The 17,118-nt window shown below is 62.0% G+C and carries 16 protein-coding genes; 5 read left to right on the forward strand and 11 right to left on the reverse strand.

What is annotated here, in order from left to right; translation table 11 throughout:
• Positions 1-4: 4 nt before the first annotated feature.
• Entirely contained in the window at positions 5-703 is a 699-nt protein-coding gene (locus QQJ98_RS18125; RefSeq protein WP_284326720.1) for an LbetaH domain-containing protein, read from the forward strand.
• On the opposite strand, the gene QQJ98_RS18130 is transcribed toward QQJ98_RS18125, so the two are convergent.
• A complete protein-coding gene (locus QQJ98_RS18130; RefSeq protein WP_284326721.1) occupies positions 672-2,309 on the reverse strand; it encodes a glycosyltransferase in 1,638 nt (545 codons plus the stop codon). The two genes, QQJ98_RS18125 and QQJ98_RS18130, sit on opposite strands and share 32 nt — an antisense overlap.
• Positions 2,310-2,779: 470 nt before the next feature.
• Between QQJ98_RS18130 and nadA the strand changes: the two genes are divergently transcribed.
• The 3 genes from nadA to nadC are packed head-to-tail and all read left to right on the forward strand — an operon-like array spanning position 2,780 to position 6,237.
• Positions 2,780-3,808 (forward strand): quinolinate synthase NadA, encoded by a 1,029-nt coding sequence (gene nadA, locus QQJ98_RS18135; RefSeq protein WP_431307837.1) that lies wholly within the window; start codon positions 2,780-2,782, stop codon positions 3,806-3,808.
• A gap of 3 nt (positions 3,809-3,811) precedes the next feature.
• On the forward strand, positions 3,812-5,386 hold the full coding sequence (locus tag QQJ98_RS18140) for an L-aspartate oxidase (RefSeq protein WP_284326723.1): 1,575 nt from the start codon (positions 3,812-3,814) through the stop codon (positions 5,384-5,386).
• Positions 5,383-6,237, forward strand: coding sequence for a carboxylating nicotinate-nucleotide diphosphorylase (gene nadC, locus QQJ98_RS18145; RefSeq protein ID WP_284326724.1), 855 nt, complete (start codon positions 5,383-5,385; stop codon positions 6,235-6,237). Before QQJ98_RS18140 ends, nadC begins: the two co-directional genes overlap by 4 nt.
• 129 nt (positions 6,238-6,366) lie before the next feature.
• Here nadC and QQJ98_RS18150 read toward each other — a convergent pair whose 3' ends face one another.
• The 5 genes from QQJ98_RS18150 to hisD (QQJ98_RS18170) are packed head-to-tail and all read right to left on the reverse strand — an operon-like array spanning position 6,367 to position 10,893.
• Positions 6,367-7,146: an HpcH/HpaI aldolase family protein gene (locus tag QQJ98_RS18150; protein WP_284326725.1), complete on the reverse strand. Its 780-nt coding sequence runs from the start codon at positions 7,144-7,146 to the stop codon at positions 6,367-6,369.
• Positions 7,147-7,156: 10 nt separating this feature from the next.
• On the reverse strand, positions 7,157-7,834 hold the full coding sequence (locus QQJ98_RS18155; protein WP_284326726.1) for an alpha/beta fold hydrolase: 678 nt from the start codon (positions 7,832-7,834) through the stop codon (positions 7,157-7,159).
• Between the two features lie 3 nt (positions 7,835-7,837).
• Positions 7,838-8,806, reverse strand: a complete 969-nt coding sequence (locus QQJ98_RS18160) for a cupin domain-containing protein (RefSeq protein WP_284326727.1) — start codon at positions 8,804-8,806, stop codon at positions 7,838-7,840.
• Between the two features lie 15 nt (positions 8,807-8,821).
• Entirely contained in the window at positions 8,822-9,586 is a 765-nt protein-coding gene (locus QQJ98_RS18165; protein ID WP_284326728.1) for an SDR family NAD(P)-dependent oxidoreductase, read from the reverse strand.
• Positions 9,583-10,893, reverse strand: coding sequence for a histidinol dehydrogenase (gene hisD / locus QQJ98_RS18170; protein WP_284326729.1), 1,311 nt, complete (start codon positions 10,891-10,893; stop codon positions 9,583-9,585). The genes QQJ98_RS18165 and hisD (QQJ98_RS18170) overlap by 4 nt, the downstream gene beginning before the upstream one ends.
• Positions 10,894-11,144: 251 nt before the next feature.
• Here hisD (QQJ98_RS18170) and hisD (QQJ98_RS18175) point away from each other — a divergent pair, with 251 nt between their 5' ends.
• Complete coding sequence (hisD, locus tag QQJ98_RS18175; RefSeq protein ID WP_284326730.1) at positions 11,145-12,443, forward strand: histidinol dehydrogenase; 1,299 nt, start codon at positions 11,145-11,147, stop codon at positions 12,441-12,443.
• Between the two features lie 173 nt (positions 12,444-12,616).
• Here hisD (QQJ98_RS18175) and QQJ98_RS18180 read toward each other — a convergent pair whose 3' ends face one another.
• From QQJ98_RS18180 to QQJ98_RS18200, 5 genes are read right to left on the reverse strand one after another with little or no spacing between them, the layout of a single operon-like run.
• Complete coding sequence (locus tag QQJ98_RS18180; protein WP_284326731.1) at positions 12,617-13,975, reverse strand: amidase; 1,359 nt, start codon at positions 13,973-13,975, stop codon at positions 12,617-12,619.
• On the reverse strand, positions 13,972-14,115 hold the full coding sequence (locus tag QQJ98_RS18185; RefSeq protein ID WP_284326732.1) for a hypothetical protein: 144 nt from the start codon (positions 14,113-14,115) through the stop codon (positions 13,972-13,974). Before QQJ98_RS18185 ends, QQJ98_RS18180 begins: the two co-directional genes overlap by 4 nt.
• On the reverse strand, positions 14,112-15,131 hold the full coding sequence (locus tag QQJ98_RS18190; protein WP_284326733.1) for a LacI family DNA-binding transcriptional regulator: 1,020 nt from the start codon (positions 15,129-15,131) through the stop codon (positions 14,112-14,114). Before QQJ98_RS18190 ends, QQJ98_RS18185 begins: the two co-directional genes overlap by 4 nt.
• Positions 15,132-15,191: 60 nt before the next feature.
• On the reverse strand, positions 15,192-16,241 hold the full coding sequence (locus QQJ98_RS18195; RefSeq protein ID WP_284326734.1) for an ABC transporter ATP-binding protein: 1,050 nt from the start codon (positions 16,239-16,241) through the stop codon (positions 15,192-15,194).
• Positions 16,242-16,244: 3 nt separating this feature from the next.
• A complete protein-coding gene (locus QQJ98_RS18200) occupies positions 16,245-17,117 on the reverse strand; it encodes a carbohydrate ABC transporter permease (protein ID WP_284326735.1) in 873 nt (290 codons plus the stop codon).
• Between the last annotated feature and the right edge of the window lies 1 nt (position 17,118).

Below are 17,118 nucleotides of genomic sequence, written 5' to 3' on the forward strand. Positions count from 1 at the left end.
AGGCATGATCCAAGCCACCACACAGTTCGATGAAATCACCGTCTTTGGCGCGCGTGGCCATAGTTTGGTGATCTTGCAAGCGATGGAAGAGCACTGGCAAGGCCGGGTGAAAATTCACGCTTTGATCGACGATATCGAACACGGGTTCCGTCACCCGGCCTTGGATATTCCTGTGATATCCTCTGGTGAGCGCCGTGCGATGTTTGGGGATGTTCCGGTGCTCGTGACGCCGGGAAGCGGCAATCTGCGCGCAAGAATGGCGGCCCAGCTTGCGTCCGAGGGGGCCATGTTGGCCACCGCCACTTGCTTTGGGATGGGCCATGTTGATCCGGGTGCTGAATATGGCGCGGGAAGTCTCTGTGTGCCGCATCTGCGCATCAGCCCCAATGTGCGGATCGGTGCGATGGCGCAAATCTTGGGTGCAGTGCTGGGTCATGATGTCGAGATTGGCGCAAATACCTCTGTCGGCTTTGGGGCGACGGTGTTGGGGCATGTCAAGATTGGCGCCAATGTGGTAATCGCACCGGGTGCCATCCTGATGAATGGCACCCGCGCGCGGCCTTTGTCTATTGGCGATGGCGCGGTGATCGGGATTGGTGCCGCCGTGATGCGCGATGTCGCCCCGGGCGCGCGGATGGTGGGCAATCCTGCCATACCGCTGCGAGACTGGGTCAGGTTGCAGCGGTTGTTAAAGACGCGGTGAGCAGCTTATCCAGCGTATCGACATAGCGCGCAAAGTCGGTTTTCTGCCGGATCAGACGGCGCAGCCTGCGGCGCGAAGCTGCGGTAACACCTGCAGCCATATCCAACGCCAAAGCTGCAAAGTTTGCCTGTTGCGCCACGGGCAGAAACTGCCCGATGCCTTCGGTCAAACCGATCAGCCCGATATCGGCGGCATAGCCGACAAAGGGCGTGCCGACGGCTGCCGCATGGATCACGGTCGTTGGCCCCGGATCTTGCCGAGAGGTCAACAGATAAACATCGGCTCCCCGATACCAGGCAAGGCTGTCATCGACAAAGCCCGGCAGGGTCAAGTTCAAGCCACGCACTTTTGCAGCATCGGCCAGACTTTGCGCCCAAGCATCAAGCGCACCAAGCCAGACAAATCTGGCCCTTGGCGATTGGCCTGCGATAGCTTCAGCGGCCTCGATGAACCGATCAAATCCCTTGCGCCGATCAGCATAGCCGGCTCCGATGAACACCGGCCCATGCCCCCGAGATTTGCGCCGCTGCACAAATGCCGCAAGCGGCGTCGGCGGCAACACGATGCCCGGCGTCACTACGTTCAACGCTCCGAACTCCGGCTCCAATGCTTTGGCCATCAAGGGCATCGAAGCCACCAGCCGCGCACCCGCATCTCGCGCAGCCCGCAGAGGCTGTAAAAAGCTCTGTTCGCGCAGATAATCAGGCATCTCATGGATCAAAAGCAGACACTCAAGCCCAAATTTGGCCAGTGGCACGGCCATGCCCGCAGCTGCGCCCGTATTGATCAAGGCGCGCGTGCCTTTCGGCAAGCCTTCGGCCAAGCCAGTGGTGTCCCACCCCTCGGATTGCACAAAGACCGGTCCCAACTCTTGGAACCGCGCAGTCAGCGGGCCGGCATTGCCCAGCAGAAATATCGGCGCATAGGACCGAGCGCGCAGGGCGCGCGCCAGATCAAGCGTCAAGATCGGCACTCCGGCAGCCTGCGCGTCATGGCAGACCAGCAAGATCGGCCGCATCCCGGTTGTCCGCAATGCAGTGATCGCTTGCCGCATCGCCAAGGCGGACTGAGCCCGATTGCGGGGCAGGGGGCGGGGCAAATGCCCTAAGGCCTTGCCCGCGGTCACATAGTGGCGCAGCGCGCCGTTTTGTCCCGGTCGCAGATAACACCGCTGATAAAAATCGGTATCAAATCCAGCAGAGGGCCTCCGCCCCTCGTCATCGCCAAGTGCTATGAAATGCAGGGCTGCGCGCCCGCCCAGATCCGCAAGATCAGGGTAGGTCGCGCGATAAAAGGCAGGGTCGATCAACGGATGTGGCTGGCGGTCTTCGCCCTTCTCGCTGCGGCGCAGGAAATCTTCGACCGCAGTTTGCGCCCCGCGACGGCTCCACTTCGGATAGCGGTTTTTATACCAAACCGTCGAAAAACAGGCGTTTGGATCTAGCCCAAGCGCGTCGCCCTGTGTCTGAAAATGTAGGACCGCTTGGGCATCATCAAAATCCAGCCCGCTCTGCAGGCGATAATAGCTGCTATCAAATATGCTGTCCAAATTCACCTGATGCCGCCCGCCACTCACCGTCGATGTCCAACGCGACCGATTTGCCACGATAAAGCTGCCCGACAGAAATGCCGCACTGACACGCGCTTTTATGTCGCTTTGTCAGATGCAGCATAGGGCAGATCGCAAAGCATCTCTAGCTTTGCCGCCGATACCTTTGCTCTTTTCTGTCATGAGCGCCTTCTGAAGCCATCATGTTGCGACGATATTGCGTGCGCTGATGCTGCATTGCGCAATTTAGGCAGAGGCGCCCGCATGAAGGTGAATCACAGCCAGTCTTGCCGCTGCGCAAGCGACGCCCGCCTAACTTGACTATATACGCGGCGCAGATAGGAAAAACGGTTTCAGCACACCTCTGATCGACCGATCCGGTCTGCGCCATTTCACCAAAAGATCAAAAACGTCGCATTATGAAGGGTTTGCGTCATCCACAAAAGGCACTATAGGGCGCTCTAGCACCGAATGGGTTTATCCCACATCCAAGTAAGGGAATGGCGAATTTGTCCGATGTTGTAAAGATGCGCGCCGAACTGGCCGCCAGCTATGACCTTGCCCCATCGCTTGCCGCCGCCGAAGCCACCAAGCACATCCATGCCAAGATGGACCGCGTGGTGCCATTGGCCGATTGGGCAACCTTCGCGCCCTATGTCATCGCCATCAACCGCCTGAAAGCCGAACGCAACGCGGTGATCTTAGGCCACAACTACATGACGCCCGAGATTTACCACGGCGTTGCCGATTTCGTCGGCGACAGCCTGCAACTGGCAATCAAGGCGACCGAGGTTGAGGCCGATGTGATCGTGCAATGCGGCGTGCATTTCATGGCGGAAACTTCAAAGATCATGAACCCGTCCAAAACCGTGCTGATGCCGGATATGGATGCGGGCTGCTCCCTGGCAGAATCGATCACGGCGCAGGGCGTGGCCGAGATGCGCGCGCTCTATCCCGGCGCGCCCGTGGTATCTTACGTCAACACCACTGCCGAGGTGAAAGCGGTGTCAGATGTGTGCTGCACCTCTGCCAATGCGCTGCAGATCGTCAACGCCATGCCCGGCGACACCGTGATCATGACGCCCGACCAATATCTGGCCCGCAACGTCGCCGCGCTGACCCATAAACGCGTGGTGTGGTGGGAAGGCTCGTGCATCGTGCATGAACTGTACACAGCTGCCGATTTGCGCGCCTACCGCGAACATGACCCCGACGTGAAAATCATCGCCCACCCCGAATGCACCCCCGAAGTGGTGGCCGAGGCTGATTTTACCGGCTCGACCAAGGGCATCATTGATTGGGTGCACAAACACAAACCCGCCAAGGCGATGCTGGTCACTGAATGTTCGATGGCCGCAAACATCGCCGATGAATTGCCCGAGGTCGAATTCGCCAAGCCCTGCAACATGTGCCCTTATATGAAGATGATCACGCTGGAGAAAATCCTCTATGCCCTGCACACGATGACCGGCCAAGTAGAGGTTGACCCCGAAGTATCCGCCCGCGCCCGTATCGCGGTGCAGCGGATGATCGACATCAGCCGGGCCGCGGCCTAAGCCATGACAGCGCAACCGCCGCACAGCGTTGATACCGAACGGGTGATCATTGTCGGCGCGGGTCTGGGCGCGCTTTATGCCGCACTGAACCTTGCGCCGCATCCGGTGCTGATGATCTCTCCCGACGCGCTGGGGCAGGGGGCGAGTTCGGCTTGGGCGCAGGGCGGTATCGCCGCCGCGATGGCCGAAGCCGACAGCCCCGAAGCTCATGCCGCCGATACCATCCGCGCTGGGGCAGGCACGGTTGACGCCGATGTGGCCGCCTTTGTCACCGCCGAGGCCCGCGCGCATATACTTGATCTGACCGCAATAGGCACGCCGTTCGACCGCGATGCGCAGGGTGGCTACGTGCTGTCGCGCGAGGCCGCGCATGGTCTGGCGCGCGTGGTCCGGGTGCAAGGCGATCAGGCGGGCCGCGAAATCATGGCCGCACTGATTGCCGAAGTGCGGCGCACCCCGTCTGTGCAGGTGATCGAGGGTGTTGTCGCCACGGATTTGTCGACCTCAGACGGAAAAATTACCGGGGTGGTGATCGAGGCCACCGATGGCTCGGGGCCGATCCGGCTGCGTGGCACCGCAGTGCTTTTGGCGGGTGGCGGCTCGGGCGGGCTATATGCGCTGACCACCAATCCACCGCGCATCCGGGGGCAGGCGATCGGCATGGCCGCGCGGGCAGGGGCGGTGATGTCTGATGCCGAGTTTGTGCAGTTCCACCCCACCGCCATCGACATGGGCGAAGACCCCGCCCCCTTGGCGACCGAGGCTTTGCGCGGCGAAGGCGCCACCCTGATCAACCGCGACGGCACCCGCTTTATGCTGAACATTCACCCCGATGCCGAACTTGCTCCGCGCGATGTGGTCGCCCGTGCGATCTTTGCCGAAACCCAAGCCGGACGCCGCCCGATGCTGGATACCCGCACCGCCATCGGTGCAGAGATCACGCACCGCTTTCCCGCCGTGGCCGAGGCCTGCCGACGCGGCGGTATTGATCCGGTCACCCAAGCCATCCCGGTTGCCGCCGCCGCGCATTACCACATGGGGGGCATCGCAGTTTCGGCACAGGGGCGCAGCAGTCTGTCCGGGCTTTGGGCCTGCGGCGAAGCCAGTGCCACCGGATTGCACGGCGCCAACCGCCTTGCCTCTAATGGCTTGCTCGAAGCACTGGTCTACGGTCGCCGCGCCGCCCGTGATATTGCGAAGGGTCTGGACCGCAGCGATGCGCCGCCCGTGACGCTGACGTTGCCAAACGGCGGCTTGCCGCCTGACCCTGCCTTGGTCGCTTCCTTGCGCCAGACCATGACCGAACATGTCGGCGTTGTGCGCGATGCGGCTGGATTGAAAACCGCGCTCTGCCACATTGCCGCGCTGGAAGCGCAGGCGAAAGGCAATCCGGGTTTCCTGAACATGACGGCAACAGCCACCCTGATCGCAGCTGCCGCCCTGCTGCGTCAGGAATCGCGCGGCGCGCAGTGCCGCCGTGATTTCCCCGATACCAACCCCGCGCTGGCGCATCGCAGCACCCTGACGCTGACCCAAGCCCTCGCCCTGCGCCAATCCGTAACGGAGACTTCCGCATGACCGCTGCCTTCGCACCGCTGCCCGATCTGCTGCTGGAACCCTTGGTGCGCGCGGCATTGATCGAAGATCTTGGCCCGAATGGCGATGTCACAACCCGCGCCGTGATCCCGGCAGGCACGCGCTACCACGCACGGCTGAACGCGCGCGAGGCGGGCGTGGTGTCTGGTATGCAACTGGCCGCCATCGCGTTTCGGCTGGTGGACCCGTCACTTGCCATCACCCTGCACCGCCCCGATGGCAGCCTTTGCGCCCCCGGCGATGTTCTGATGCAGATCGAAGGCGCTGCCGCCTCGATCCTATCCGCCGAGCGTATCGCTTTGAACTTCGCTGGGCGCTTGTCCGGCATTGCCACATTGACCGCCGCCTTTGTCGCGCAGACCAAGGGCACCGCCACCCGCATCACCTGCACCCGCAAGACCACGCCGGGTCTGCGTATGGTCGAAAAAGCCGCCGTATTGCATGGCGGTGGCTTCAACCACCGCTTCGGGCTGTCCGATGCCATCCTGATCAAAGACAACCATATCGCAGCGGCAGGCGGCATCAGCGCGGTCCTGCAAGCCGCCCGCGCCAACGTCTCGCATATGATGAAGGTCGAAATTGAGGTTGATACCTTGGCCCAACTCGCCGAAGTGCTGTCGGTTGGTGGTGCAGATGTCGTGCTGCTGGACAACATGGATACGCCCACCCTACACCAAGCCGTGACGCTGGTGGCAGGGCGCTTGGTAACCGAAGCCTCGGGCAACATGGCGCTGCCCCGCATCGCCGAAGTCGCAGCGACGGGGGTGGATTACATATCCTGCGGCGCGCTGACCCATTCGGCCCGGACATTGGACTTAGGCTTGGATTTCTGACCACCAAAGCGGCTGGCGCAATGTCGACCGCTTGCTGCCAGCACCGCGCCTTGTCGGGAGCCAAACGCTTGCCCCAAAACCTTCACAAGGCTGCTGTACCCAGACAAGCAGCCGCAGTTCCAAAGCGCCCTAATAGCCCTTCACCGCTTCGATCGTCGTCTGATGCACCAGCGCCAGTTGCCCCGCGACTGCAGAGGTGAACAACCGCGCATCGGTAAGCAGGGATGCAAAGTCATAGCCTTGTACAAAGGCGCGTCGGATCATTTCAGGCGATCCGGTGTGAATACCCGCCAACCGACCTGCCGCCTTGGTGCGATTTGCGATGGTGGCGATGGCGTCCAGCACTTCGGCGGCTGTCGGATCAAGCGTCGGCTCGTAGCCCAAGGACAGGCCAAGATCAGACGGGCCGACATAAACCCCATCAATGCCCGCCACAGACAGAATGGCGTCGAGATTGCCCAATGCCTCGCGGGTTTCAATCATCGCAAACACCATAACCTCAGTGTTCGCGGATTTTGCATAGCCCGGGCCAAAAACCATATTCGCCCGCGTTGGCCCAAAAGAGCGGCTGCCCATCGGCGCGTAGCGGGTCGCCTGCACCAGACGCTGCGCATCTTCGACCGTGTTGACCATCGGACAAATCAACCCCGCAAAGCCCGCATCCAAGACCTTTGCGATGATGCCGGGCTCGTTCCACGGCACGCGGGCCATGACGGGGGCGGCCAGGCCCTGCAACACCTGCAACATCGTCAGGGCGGTTTGATAGTCGATCAACCCATGCTGCAAATCGACGGTCATCAGATCAAAGCCCTGCCGACCCATGATCTCTGCGGTGACGGGCGAGGGTATGGCGCACCAGCCATTGACGGCCTTGGCGCCATTGGCAAAAACTTGGCGGATTTGGGGCATCGCAGAGATCCTATACAGGTTGATTTAGCCAGTTTACCAAAGCCAATTGGGTGGCGCCGGGATTTTCCAACGTCGGCAGATGGCCCGCGTTTGCAATGATCTCAAAGCGCGATTGCGGCATCAGGCTGTGCATTTGCTCATGGCGGTCGCGCGGGCAAAGCTGGTCATGCGCGCCCATCAGGACCAAAGCCGGGCCTTTGAACGCTGCGAGCGTTTCGGTCTGCTCAGGGCGGTCACGCAAGGCGCGCGACTGTCGGGCAAAGGTCTGGGGACCCAAATCCAGAGCCATGTCGAGGCACAGTGCGGCCAAGTCTGGGCGCGGCATGGCAAAATAGCGGGGGATTGTGTCCTGCGCCATCAGTGCCGCCAGATCGCCAGCCAGTGCGCGGGCGATCTGTGGTGCGCGCAGGGCCTGCACAGCGGGCAATTCTGCACGCGGGTTGGTGTCTAACAACGCAACACGGCGAACCCGCTCGGGGGCTTGCCGCAGCACCTCCATCGCCACGATGCCGCCCATCGACAGGCCCGCCAGATCAAATTTGTCGGGGGCCTGTTGCAGGATCGCGGCGGCCAAGGCTTGCACGCTGTCCGCCCCCGTCATGTCGGCGTGATGCACCGTGCAGGGCAACCCAGACAGGTCGCCCCACATCCGCGCATCGCACATCATGCCGGGGATCAGCAGCAGCATGGCTTACAACAAGCGCCCGGTCAGACCCGCCTGATCTTCGGTGCTGATCACCCGGTAAAGCGAGGCTTCACCCGTCATTGCAGGCGTCAGACTGTGTTCAAGGCCGGGGGGAATCGCTGCCGTATCGCCGGGGTTCAGCGCCGTGGTGCCACCCGCCCAAGTCAGCCGCCAATGCCCGCGCATCGGCATCAGAATCTCATGCTGGTCAAGGCTGTAGGGGGCATCAGTGATCGAGTTGCGCGACAGGAAGTCAACCTCAAACCCCGGACGGTCGCGCAGTTTGCCTTCCGCGCCGATCACCTTGGCGGGCTGACGATCAGACAAAGCCATCAGATCCCAATAGCGTGCCACGCAATTGGGGATCACCTCGGCGGTGGTGGGTTCGGGGAAAGCTTTCAGCTCTTCTTCAGTCAACAGCGGCATCGGCACCACGCCTTCGGGCAGGTTCTGGCCCTTTTTGGTGTCATAAAGCTTGCCATTCTTGCCGAGAGTCAAGCCGTAATCCTTGGCATCAGTGATCACCTGCGGCGCCCAGACCACGCCACCGCCCGCATCATCACCACCCAGCACGGCCATGATCATCCCGTAATCGGTGCCGACGTTTTCAAAGGCGCGGAAGATGCCGGTGGGGATGTTGAAGATATCGCCCTCTTCGGCGATGAACTCTCCAGCCGTGCCATAGCGGCCCCAGAAGAACCGCCAACGGCCTTTCAGCACGAAGAACACTTCGGCGGTGCGGTGGGTATGCAGGCTGTTGCGGCAACCGGGCGGCTGGCCCGCAGCCCCGATGTTAAAGCCGGGGGTGTCCACGATATGCACATGCTGGTCTGGGCTTTCCGACACGCCACCGCCGATGATGGTGAAGTTTTCCTTACGGTTGGAACCGGGGGTATGCGCGTCAATAAACGCGGTCTTGCAGGGGCGCAGATCGCCATAACGGACGATGCGGGCTTCCATTTCTTGCGGAGTCATAGGGCACCTTTGCGGTTAATCGGCGGTCCAGCCGCCATCGATAAGAAGAGAGGTTCCGGTGATCAGGCTTGCGGCATCCGAGGCCAGAAACGCCACGGCCCCCATGATGTCGGTGACTTCGCCGACGCGCCCCAGCTTGATCTTGCTGGCAATCCAAGCCGCGCGCTCGGGGTTGGCGAAAGTGGCAGCTGTCAGTGCCGTGCGGATAAAGGTCGGCGCGATGGTGTTGACGCGGATGCCGTGCTTGCCCCACTCAATCGCCATGCTTTTGGTCATGCCTTCCACCGCGTGCTTGGTGGCCGAATACACCGCGCGGTCGATACCGCCGACATGCGCCATCTGGCTGGTGATGTTGATCAGGCTGCCGGGTTTGCCTTCGGCAATCAGCCGGGCGGCGACAGCGCGGGTCAGGAAATAGGCCGCGCGCAGGTTCAGGTTGGTGGCGAAATCGAAATCCTCGGGCGTGGTCTCGATCGCGGGGCTGTGGCGCGCACCGCCAGCCGAGTTCACCAGAATATCGAACGCTGGCAAGGCTGCCAGCGCGACCTCGGTTGCTTTGGTGTCGGTGATATCCAAGGGCAGCGCCTGCGCGGCAAAGCCCTCGGCCCGCAGATCCTCAACCAAACCCGCCAGCTCGACAGCGCGGCGGGCGCACAGGGTCACATGCGCGCCCTGTTCTGCCAGCGCAACCGCAGCCGCCAGCCCGATGCCAGACGACGCCCCCGCAATCAGCGCGCGGCGACCGTCCAGCCGGAACGAAGGCGTGCGCGGCAGGCTCATTCGGCGGCCGCCCCGTAAGGCACGTTCTGCCCGCCATAGCGGCGCACGCGGATATTGCATTGCTCGGCATGGCCAACAAAGCCCTCCAGCATGCACAGGCGCGAGCCATAGGCCCCGATTTCGGCTGCGGCAGCGTCGGTGGTGATGCGCTGATAGCTGTGGGTTTTCAGGAACTTGCCAACCCAAAGCCCGCCCGTATAGCGGCCAGCTTTCTTGGTCGGCAGGGTGTGATTGGTGCCGATCACCTTGTCGCCATTGGCGACATTGGTGCGCGGGCCAAGGAACAGCGCACCATAAGAGTGCATGTTTTGCAGGAACCAGTCGTCGCGGTCGGTCATCACCTGCACATGCTCGGAGGCGATATCATTGGCGACCGCCAGCATCTCATCATAGCTGTCGCAGACGATCACCTCGCCGTAATCGGCCCAGCTGACCGATGCCGTCGCGGCGGTTGGCAGGATTTGCAGCAGGCGGTCCACCTCGGCCAGTGTCGCCTCGGCCAGTTTGCGGCTGTTGGTCAGTAATACGGCGGGCGAGTTATAGCCATGCTCGGCCTGACCCAGCAGGTCAGTGGCGCAAAGCTCGGCATCCACCGTATCGTCAGCGATCACCATAGTTTCAGTCGGGCCCGCAAACAGATCAATGCCAACGCGGCCATAAAGCTGGCGCTTGGCCTCGGCCACAAAGGCATTGCCGGGGCCGACGAGCATATCCACGGGCGTGATGGTTTCGGTGCCAATCGCCATCGCCCCCACGGCCTGCATCCCGCCCAGAACGTAAATCTCATGCGCGCCGCCCAAGGCCATCGCGGCCACAATCGCCGGATGCGGCGCACCATTCACCGGCGGGGCCGACGCCACAATGCGCGGCACACCAGCAACCGACGCCGTCAGCACCGACATATGCGCGCTGGCAACCATCGGAAACTTGCCGCCCGGAACATAGCAGCCGACCGACTGCACCGGGATATTGCGATGGCCAAGGAAGACGCCGGGCAGAGTTTCAACCTCTATATCCGTCATGCTGGCACGCTGCGCTTCTGCAAATCGGCGGATCTGGGTCTGCGCGAACCGGATATCCTCCATGTCGCGCGCAGAGACTTTTTGCATCGCGGCTTCGATCTCGGACGGGGTCAACCGAAAGCTGGGCGGGTCATAGCGGTCGAACTTCACCGACAGATCGCGCACCGCCGCATCGCCACGCGATTCGATATCGGCCAGCACAGATTCGACCATCGCGCGGGTTTTCGCATCATCGGCCGCGCGTTCCGTTTCGGGCTTGCCACGTTTGAGCCAGGTTACAGCCATTTCAATCCTCGGCAGTGAATACGTTTGCAATATGGATAGACCAAGCCCGGGCAAGATGGCAAGACTGTTGTGCAGATTTCTGTAAAATCTCAGCGAGAGATTGCCGCTCAATGGCTTCATGGCAAACAAAACCCCAAAGATTTAAGGGGGTTGCGGGCAAAATGCGCGCGAATGTGAAACAGGGCTTTGCAAACGTATGCAGATTGACTAGCCTAACCGCAAAACAAAGGCCCTTCTGGCCCGAAAGGAGCATGATGTCGAACCTGTCCGAAGCCTATCCGACCGCAAAAATTTCTTGGGTAAAAGCGCCCAGCCGCAATGCCGAAAGCGATAACAAACCTGTGGCCGAACTGGTCGCCAAGATCCTCGCTGACGTCAAATCGCGCGGCGATGCGGCGGTGCGGGAGTATTCGGCGCAATTCGACAAATCAGACCTGCAGGCGTTTGAAGTGACGCAAGCGCAGCGTGAGGCGGCTGTGGCGGCGCTTGATCCGCAGACGCGGAAGGACACTGAATTCGCCATCGCCAACGTCCGCCGCTTTGCCGAGGCGCAACTGGCGACGATTTTGCCGCTTGAGATTGAGCCGCTTCCCGGTGTGTTCATGGGGCATCGGGTTATCCCGATTGACCGGGTGGGCTGCTATGTGCCGGGTGGGCGGTTTCCGCTGTTGTCGGCGCCGATCATGACGATTGTTCCGGCAAAGGTTGCGGGTGTGCCTGAGGTGATCGCGTGTCTGCCGCCCAATGCGCATGAGGCGATGGTGGCGGGGTGCCATCTGTCTGGCGCGGATCGGATTTTCCGCATTGGAGGCGCGCAGGCGATTGCGGCGATGGCGTTTGGCACCGAGACTGTGCCGGGTGTGATGAAGATCATGGGGCCGGGCAATGCTTTTGTGAACGAAGCCAAGCGGCAGGTGTTTGGTCCGGTGGGGATTGATCAGTTGGCGGGGCCGTCCGAGATCTACATTCTGGCGGATGAGACTGGCGATGCCGAGATGATTGCGACCGACCTTTTGGCGCAGGCAGAGCATGACGTGCGCACCCGCGTCGGGCTGATCACCACGCACCGCCCACTGGCCGAGGCTGTGGTGGCCGAGGTCGAGCGCCAAATGAAAACGCTGTCGACCGCGCATGTGGCGGAACCGGCTTGGCGCGACTATGGCGAGATTGCTGTGTGCGAGGATGAAGAGGCGATGATCGCTTATTCGGATTTCATCGCGGCAGAGCACCTTCAGGTGCATACGGCGGACGCGCATGGCTTTGCGAAAAAGCTGCGCAACTATGGGTCTTTGTTCATCGGCGAATTGGCCTCGGTGGTCTATTCCGACAAATGTTCGGGCACCAATCACACCCTGCCGACGATGGCGGCGGGGCGTTATACCGGCGGGCTTTGGGTGGGGGCCTATGTGAAGATCGCCACGCATCAATGGCTGGAACCGCATGGTGTGGATCAAGTCGCACCGCCCGCCGCGCGGCAGGCGGCGAGTGAGGGGCTGGAGGGCCATCGTCGGGCCGCGCAACTGCGTCTGGACCGGATGCAGCGGGGCTAAAATCTGTCCCCGCTGGGACAGACTTGTGCTTTTATCAAGATCACGCGCCATAAACCACAATATGTTGTGGTTTATGGCGCTTTTTCATTTCAACCGTATGGAACGACGGCCCATGCCGGGGGGACATAACGTCCCCCCGGGCCCCCCTGCGGGATCGTCTGGAACTGCCGGAGTTAGAAGCTTGGGCGCTGACAGGAATGGTCGGTTGCCTGTTCAAACGCATGGGCTGCGGCGCAGATCAGGTCTTCGCAGCCGATCCGGCCCACCAGTTGCATCCCCAGCGGCAGGCCGTTTTCAAAGCCGATCGGCACCGAAATGGCAGGCTGCCCGGTCAGGTTGAAGGCGATGGTGCGCATGGGCGTCCAGACCGCCTTTTCACCGTCAAAGGCGGAAAACGGCAGCGCGGGGGTCAGGGTGGTGGCGGTCAGGATCAGATCAAAGCCGTCCATCGCGGCCAGCATCGCGGCGGTCAGGCTGGCTTGGGCAAGACGGGCTTGCGCCAGATCATCGGCGTCAATTGCGGCACCAAAGGCCAGACATTGCAGCACCGGGCGGCCATAAAGCGCGGCCTTGTCGCGGATCAGATCGCGGTGTTCGGCCAAAGCCTCGGCATGCAGGATTACGGACGCGGCGGCCTCATACGGCGCGTAATCGGGCAGGATGATCGGGGTGATACTTGCGCCCAGCATCGACAGATGTGCGGCGGCATCATCCATCGCGCGGATCAGGGCGGCGGCTGCTTGCGGATCAGCGGCGAACCAATCGCGGGCGTAGCCGATGCGCAGGCCGTGCGCGCCTTGCGAAAGCTTGCCACTGGCGGGCCGCCATGCGGAAGGGTCGGCAGTGATTGCATCCAGCATCAGCGCCGCATCGGCAACCGAGGCGGCAATCGGCCCGGTGTGATCCAGCGCGGGTGACAGCGGGAAGGCCCCGGCGCGGGCGACACGGTCATAACTCGGCTTCAGCCCGACACAGCCGCAATAGGCCGAGGGGCTGCGGATCGAGCCACCTGTATCGGTGCCAAGTGCCATCCGCACAAGGCCACCCGCCACAGCCGATGCCGAGCCAGAGGATGACCCCCCGGTGATATGGGCGCGGTTCCACGGGTTGCGGGCGGGCGGTTCGGGCAGGGTCAGATCAGGGCCGACCATGGCAAATTCATAGGTCGCGACCTTGCCCAGCACCACAGCACCTTGGGCGCGCAACATGGCGACGGCGGGGGCATCGGTAGCAGCGATCCGGCCCGCCAGCACAGCCGAGCCGCTGGTGGCAGGCAGGCCTGATGCGTCGATCAAGTCTTTGACCAGAAACGGAATACCGCAGAGCGGCCCGCCTTGACCTGCTGCAAGCAGGGCATCAGCGCGGTCGGCTTCGGCCAAGGCCCGCGGGTTCAGATGGGTGACGGCGTGCAGGTGCGGATTGCGGGCGGCGCAGCGGGTCAGCGCAGCCTCGGTCAAAGCGCGGGCGGTGAGGGTGCCTGCGCGCAGGGCGGCTGCGGCGTCGTGCAGGGGCAGGTCGATGGCTTCGGTCATGGCTGGGTTGTTAACCATTTCTCAACGCGGGCGATCTCGGCCCGCAGGTGCTGCGCGCCGGCCCATGCGGCGGCAAAGGCTTTGTCGTCCAGCGTCAGGCCCATGGCGGCCAATCGGGCGCGGAAGGCGGTTTCGGTCATCGCGCAATCCCGATGCGGCGGGTGGAGCTGCGGATCACCAATTCGCCCGGCAGCACCACGCGGGACACTTTCGGCTGGTCGGCAGCGATCCATGCCATCAGCATATCGACGGTTTCCTGCACCATCTGATCGACGCGCTGGCGATACGTGGTCAGGTTATAGGCGGGCCAAGCGGCGGGGGGCACATCGTCGAAGCCGACGACCGAGACATCTTCGGGCACGCGCAGGCCGAGTTCAAACCGCAGCACATCCATCACCGCGAAGGCCATGTGATCATTGGCGACGAACACCGCATCGGGGCGGCGCTGGGTGGCAAACAGGGTGCGCGCGGCCATTTGTGCGGTGCGGTAGTCGAAGTTGCCATCGGCGCGGGCGAACAGCTCTTGCCCCGCCTCGGCGAGACCTGCGCGAAAGCCTGCCTCACGATCCGCTTGGGTCGATGCTCCGGTAAAGCCCGCGATATAGGCGATGCGGCTGTGGCCGGTGGCGCAAAGGTAATCGGCCAAGGCCTTGCCGCCCGCGAAATTGTCAGAGGTGACAGAAGAGAGGTTCTTATCCTCATGCGCGCGGTTGAACAAAACCACCGGGATGCCGGTTTCCTGACAGCGCGCGGCCAGATCAGACGACATCGAGACAGAGGCCATTACGATGCCATCCACTTGATAATCCAGAATTTCGCGGATCACCTGATCGACATTGACGCTGGTTTGCGGGGCCAGAAAGATCAGCACATGATAGCCGACTTTTTGCAGTTCGGTGGAGAGACGCTCGACCATCTCGGGGTAGAAATAGTTTTCCAGATAGGCCACGACCAAGCCGATGATGCGGCTTTTGCCGGATTTGAGCGAGCGCGCCAGCACATTGGGGCGGTAGCCCAGTTGCAGGGCAGCCGCCCGCACCTTGTCGGCGGTTTTCTGGCTGACTGACGATCCGGGCGTGAACACCCGGCTGACCGCCGATTGGCTGACGCCCGCAAGGGCTGCCACTTCCAGCGATGTCACTTTTTCATTGGCCACCCGAACACTCCTGCTACGTTGCCGCAGATTGCTCTATAGCAGATTTGGCGGGCAAGCCTATCATAGTGCAATGCGCGCGCCGGTGCTGGCGTCAAACAGATGCACGACAGACAGTGGCACGCTGATCTGCAACGGCGCGCCGATGTCGATGCGGAAGTCTTTCGGCGCGCGCACCGCCACCAACGCACCCGCGATCCGCACAGAGACCAGCGTGGCATCGCCCAGCAGTTCCATCGCGTAGACCGGGGCCTGGATATTGCCGCCGTCGCTGACAACTTGGGCATCCTCGGCCCGGAAGCCCAGCGTCACCGGGCCATTGGCGGCCGCAAGGTTGGCAACCTGCATGCCATCCGCGCCGAACACTCCGCCCGCGATGTGGCCGGGGATCAGGTTCATTGCGGGCGAGCCGATAAAGCTGGCGACAAAGGTGTTGGCGGGGCGGTCGTAGATTTCGGTGGGGGTGCCGACTTGCTGCACCTGGCCCTTGTTCATCACCACAACACGGTCGGCCAGAGTCATCGCCTCGATCTGGTCATGGGTGACGTAGATCGTGGTGGTTTTCAGCGTGTGGTGCAGGTTTTTGATCTGCGCGCGGGTCGATACCCGCAGCTTGGCGTCAAGGTTGGACAAAGGTTCGTCCATCAGGAACGCATTGGGTTCGCGCACGATCGCGCGGGCAAGGGCCACACGTTGACGCTGGCCACCAGACAGCGCTGCGGGGCGGCGATCGAGCAGGGGGCCGAGTTCCACCATTTCCGCGGCGCGCATCACGCGGGCGTCATGCTCGGCTTTCGGCACATTGCGCACCCGCAGCGGGAAGCGGATGTTTTCATAGACCGTCAGGTTCGGATAAAGCCCATAGCTTTGGAACACCATCGAGATGTCACGGTCTTTCGGCTCCATCCCGTTGACCATGCGATCCCCGATCCAGATTTCGCCGGACGTCGATTCCTCCAGTCCCGCGATCATCCGCATGGTGGTGGTCTTGCCGCAGCCAGACGGCCCCAGCAGCACCAGAAATTCGGCATCAGCGATTTCGAGGCTGAAATTATCGACGCCGACATAAGAGCCCCAGCGTTTGCAGACATTCACAAGGCGAATTTGCGCCATGATTTACCCTTTCACAGCGCCTGCGGTCAGGCCCGAGACGATTTGACGTTGGAAGAACAGCACCAGCACGAACAAGGGCACGGTGGCAGAGACCACAGCGGCGACCGCATACATCACATTGCCTTCGTTCTGGATCGACCCGAGGAAGCTTGCGATCTTCGGGATCATGGTTTGGTTGTCTTGGCTCAGCAGCATCGAAGTCACCGCGAAGTCATTGTAAGCCAACAAGAAACTGAACAGCCCGGTTGTCACCACCCCCGGCCACATCACCGGCATGATCACCATGCGGAAGGCCTGAAAGCGGGTGCAGCCATCGACCAGCGCGCTTTCGTCCAGATCCTTGGGGATCGACAGGAAAAAGCTGTGCAGCATCCACAGGGTGAAGGGCTGGTTGATTGCCACCAGCACCACGATTGTGGTGGGAAGCACGCCCCAGATGTTCAGCTGAAAGAACGGCAGCAGATAGCCCGACACCAGCGTGATATGCGGCATGGCGCGGAACACCAAAGCGGCAATCAAGATCCAGAACGCATAGCGTTGACCGGAGCGTGCCAAGGCATAGCCGCCCAAAGTGCCGACAAACAGCGAAATGCAGGTGACGCAGATGGTGACGATCAGCGTGTTGATCACCGGCTTCCAGAATTCATTCTTGATCCAAGCGCCCTCATACCCCGCAAGGGTAAAGCTGCCGCCGGTCTGGGCTTGGGTGCGGGTGCCTTCGATGGCGAACCACCAGCTTTCGCGTGAGAAAAAGTCAGCTTCGACCTTGAAGCTGCCCCAGACCGTCCATGCAAACGGGAACAGGGCAGCGATCAGCCAGATTGCCAGAAATCCGGTCGTCAGGCCGCGCAGGGCCAAGGGGCGCGTGTTCGCCATG

Origin of the sequence: Cypionkella aquatica (assembly GCF_030161095.1) — a bacterium.
GTDB lineage: Bacteria > Pseudomonadota > Alphaproteobacteria > Rhodobacterales > Rhodobacteraceae > Cypionkella > Cypionkella aquatica.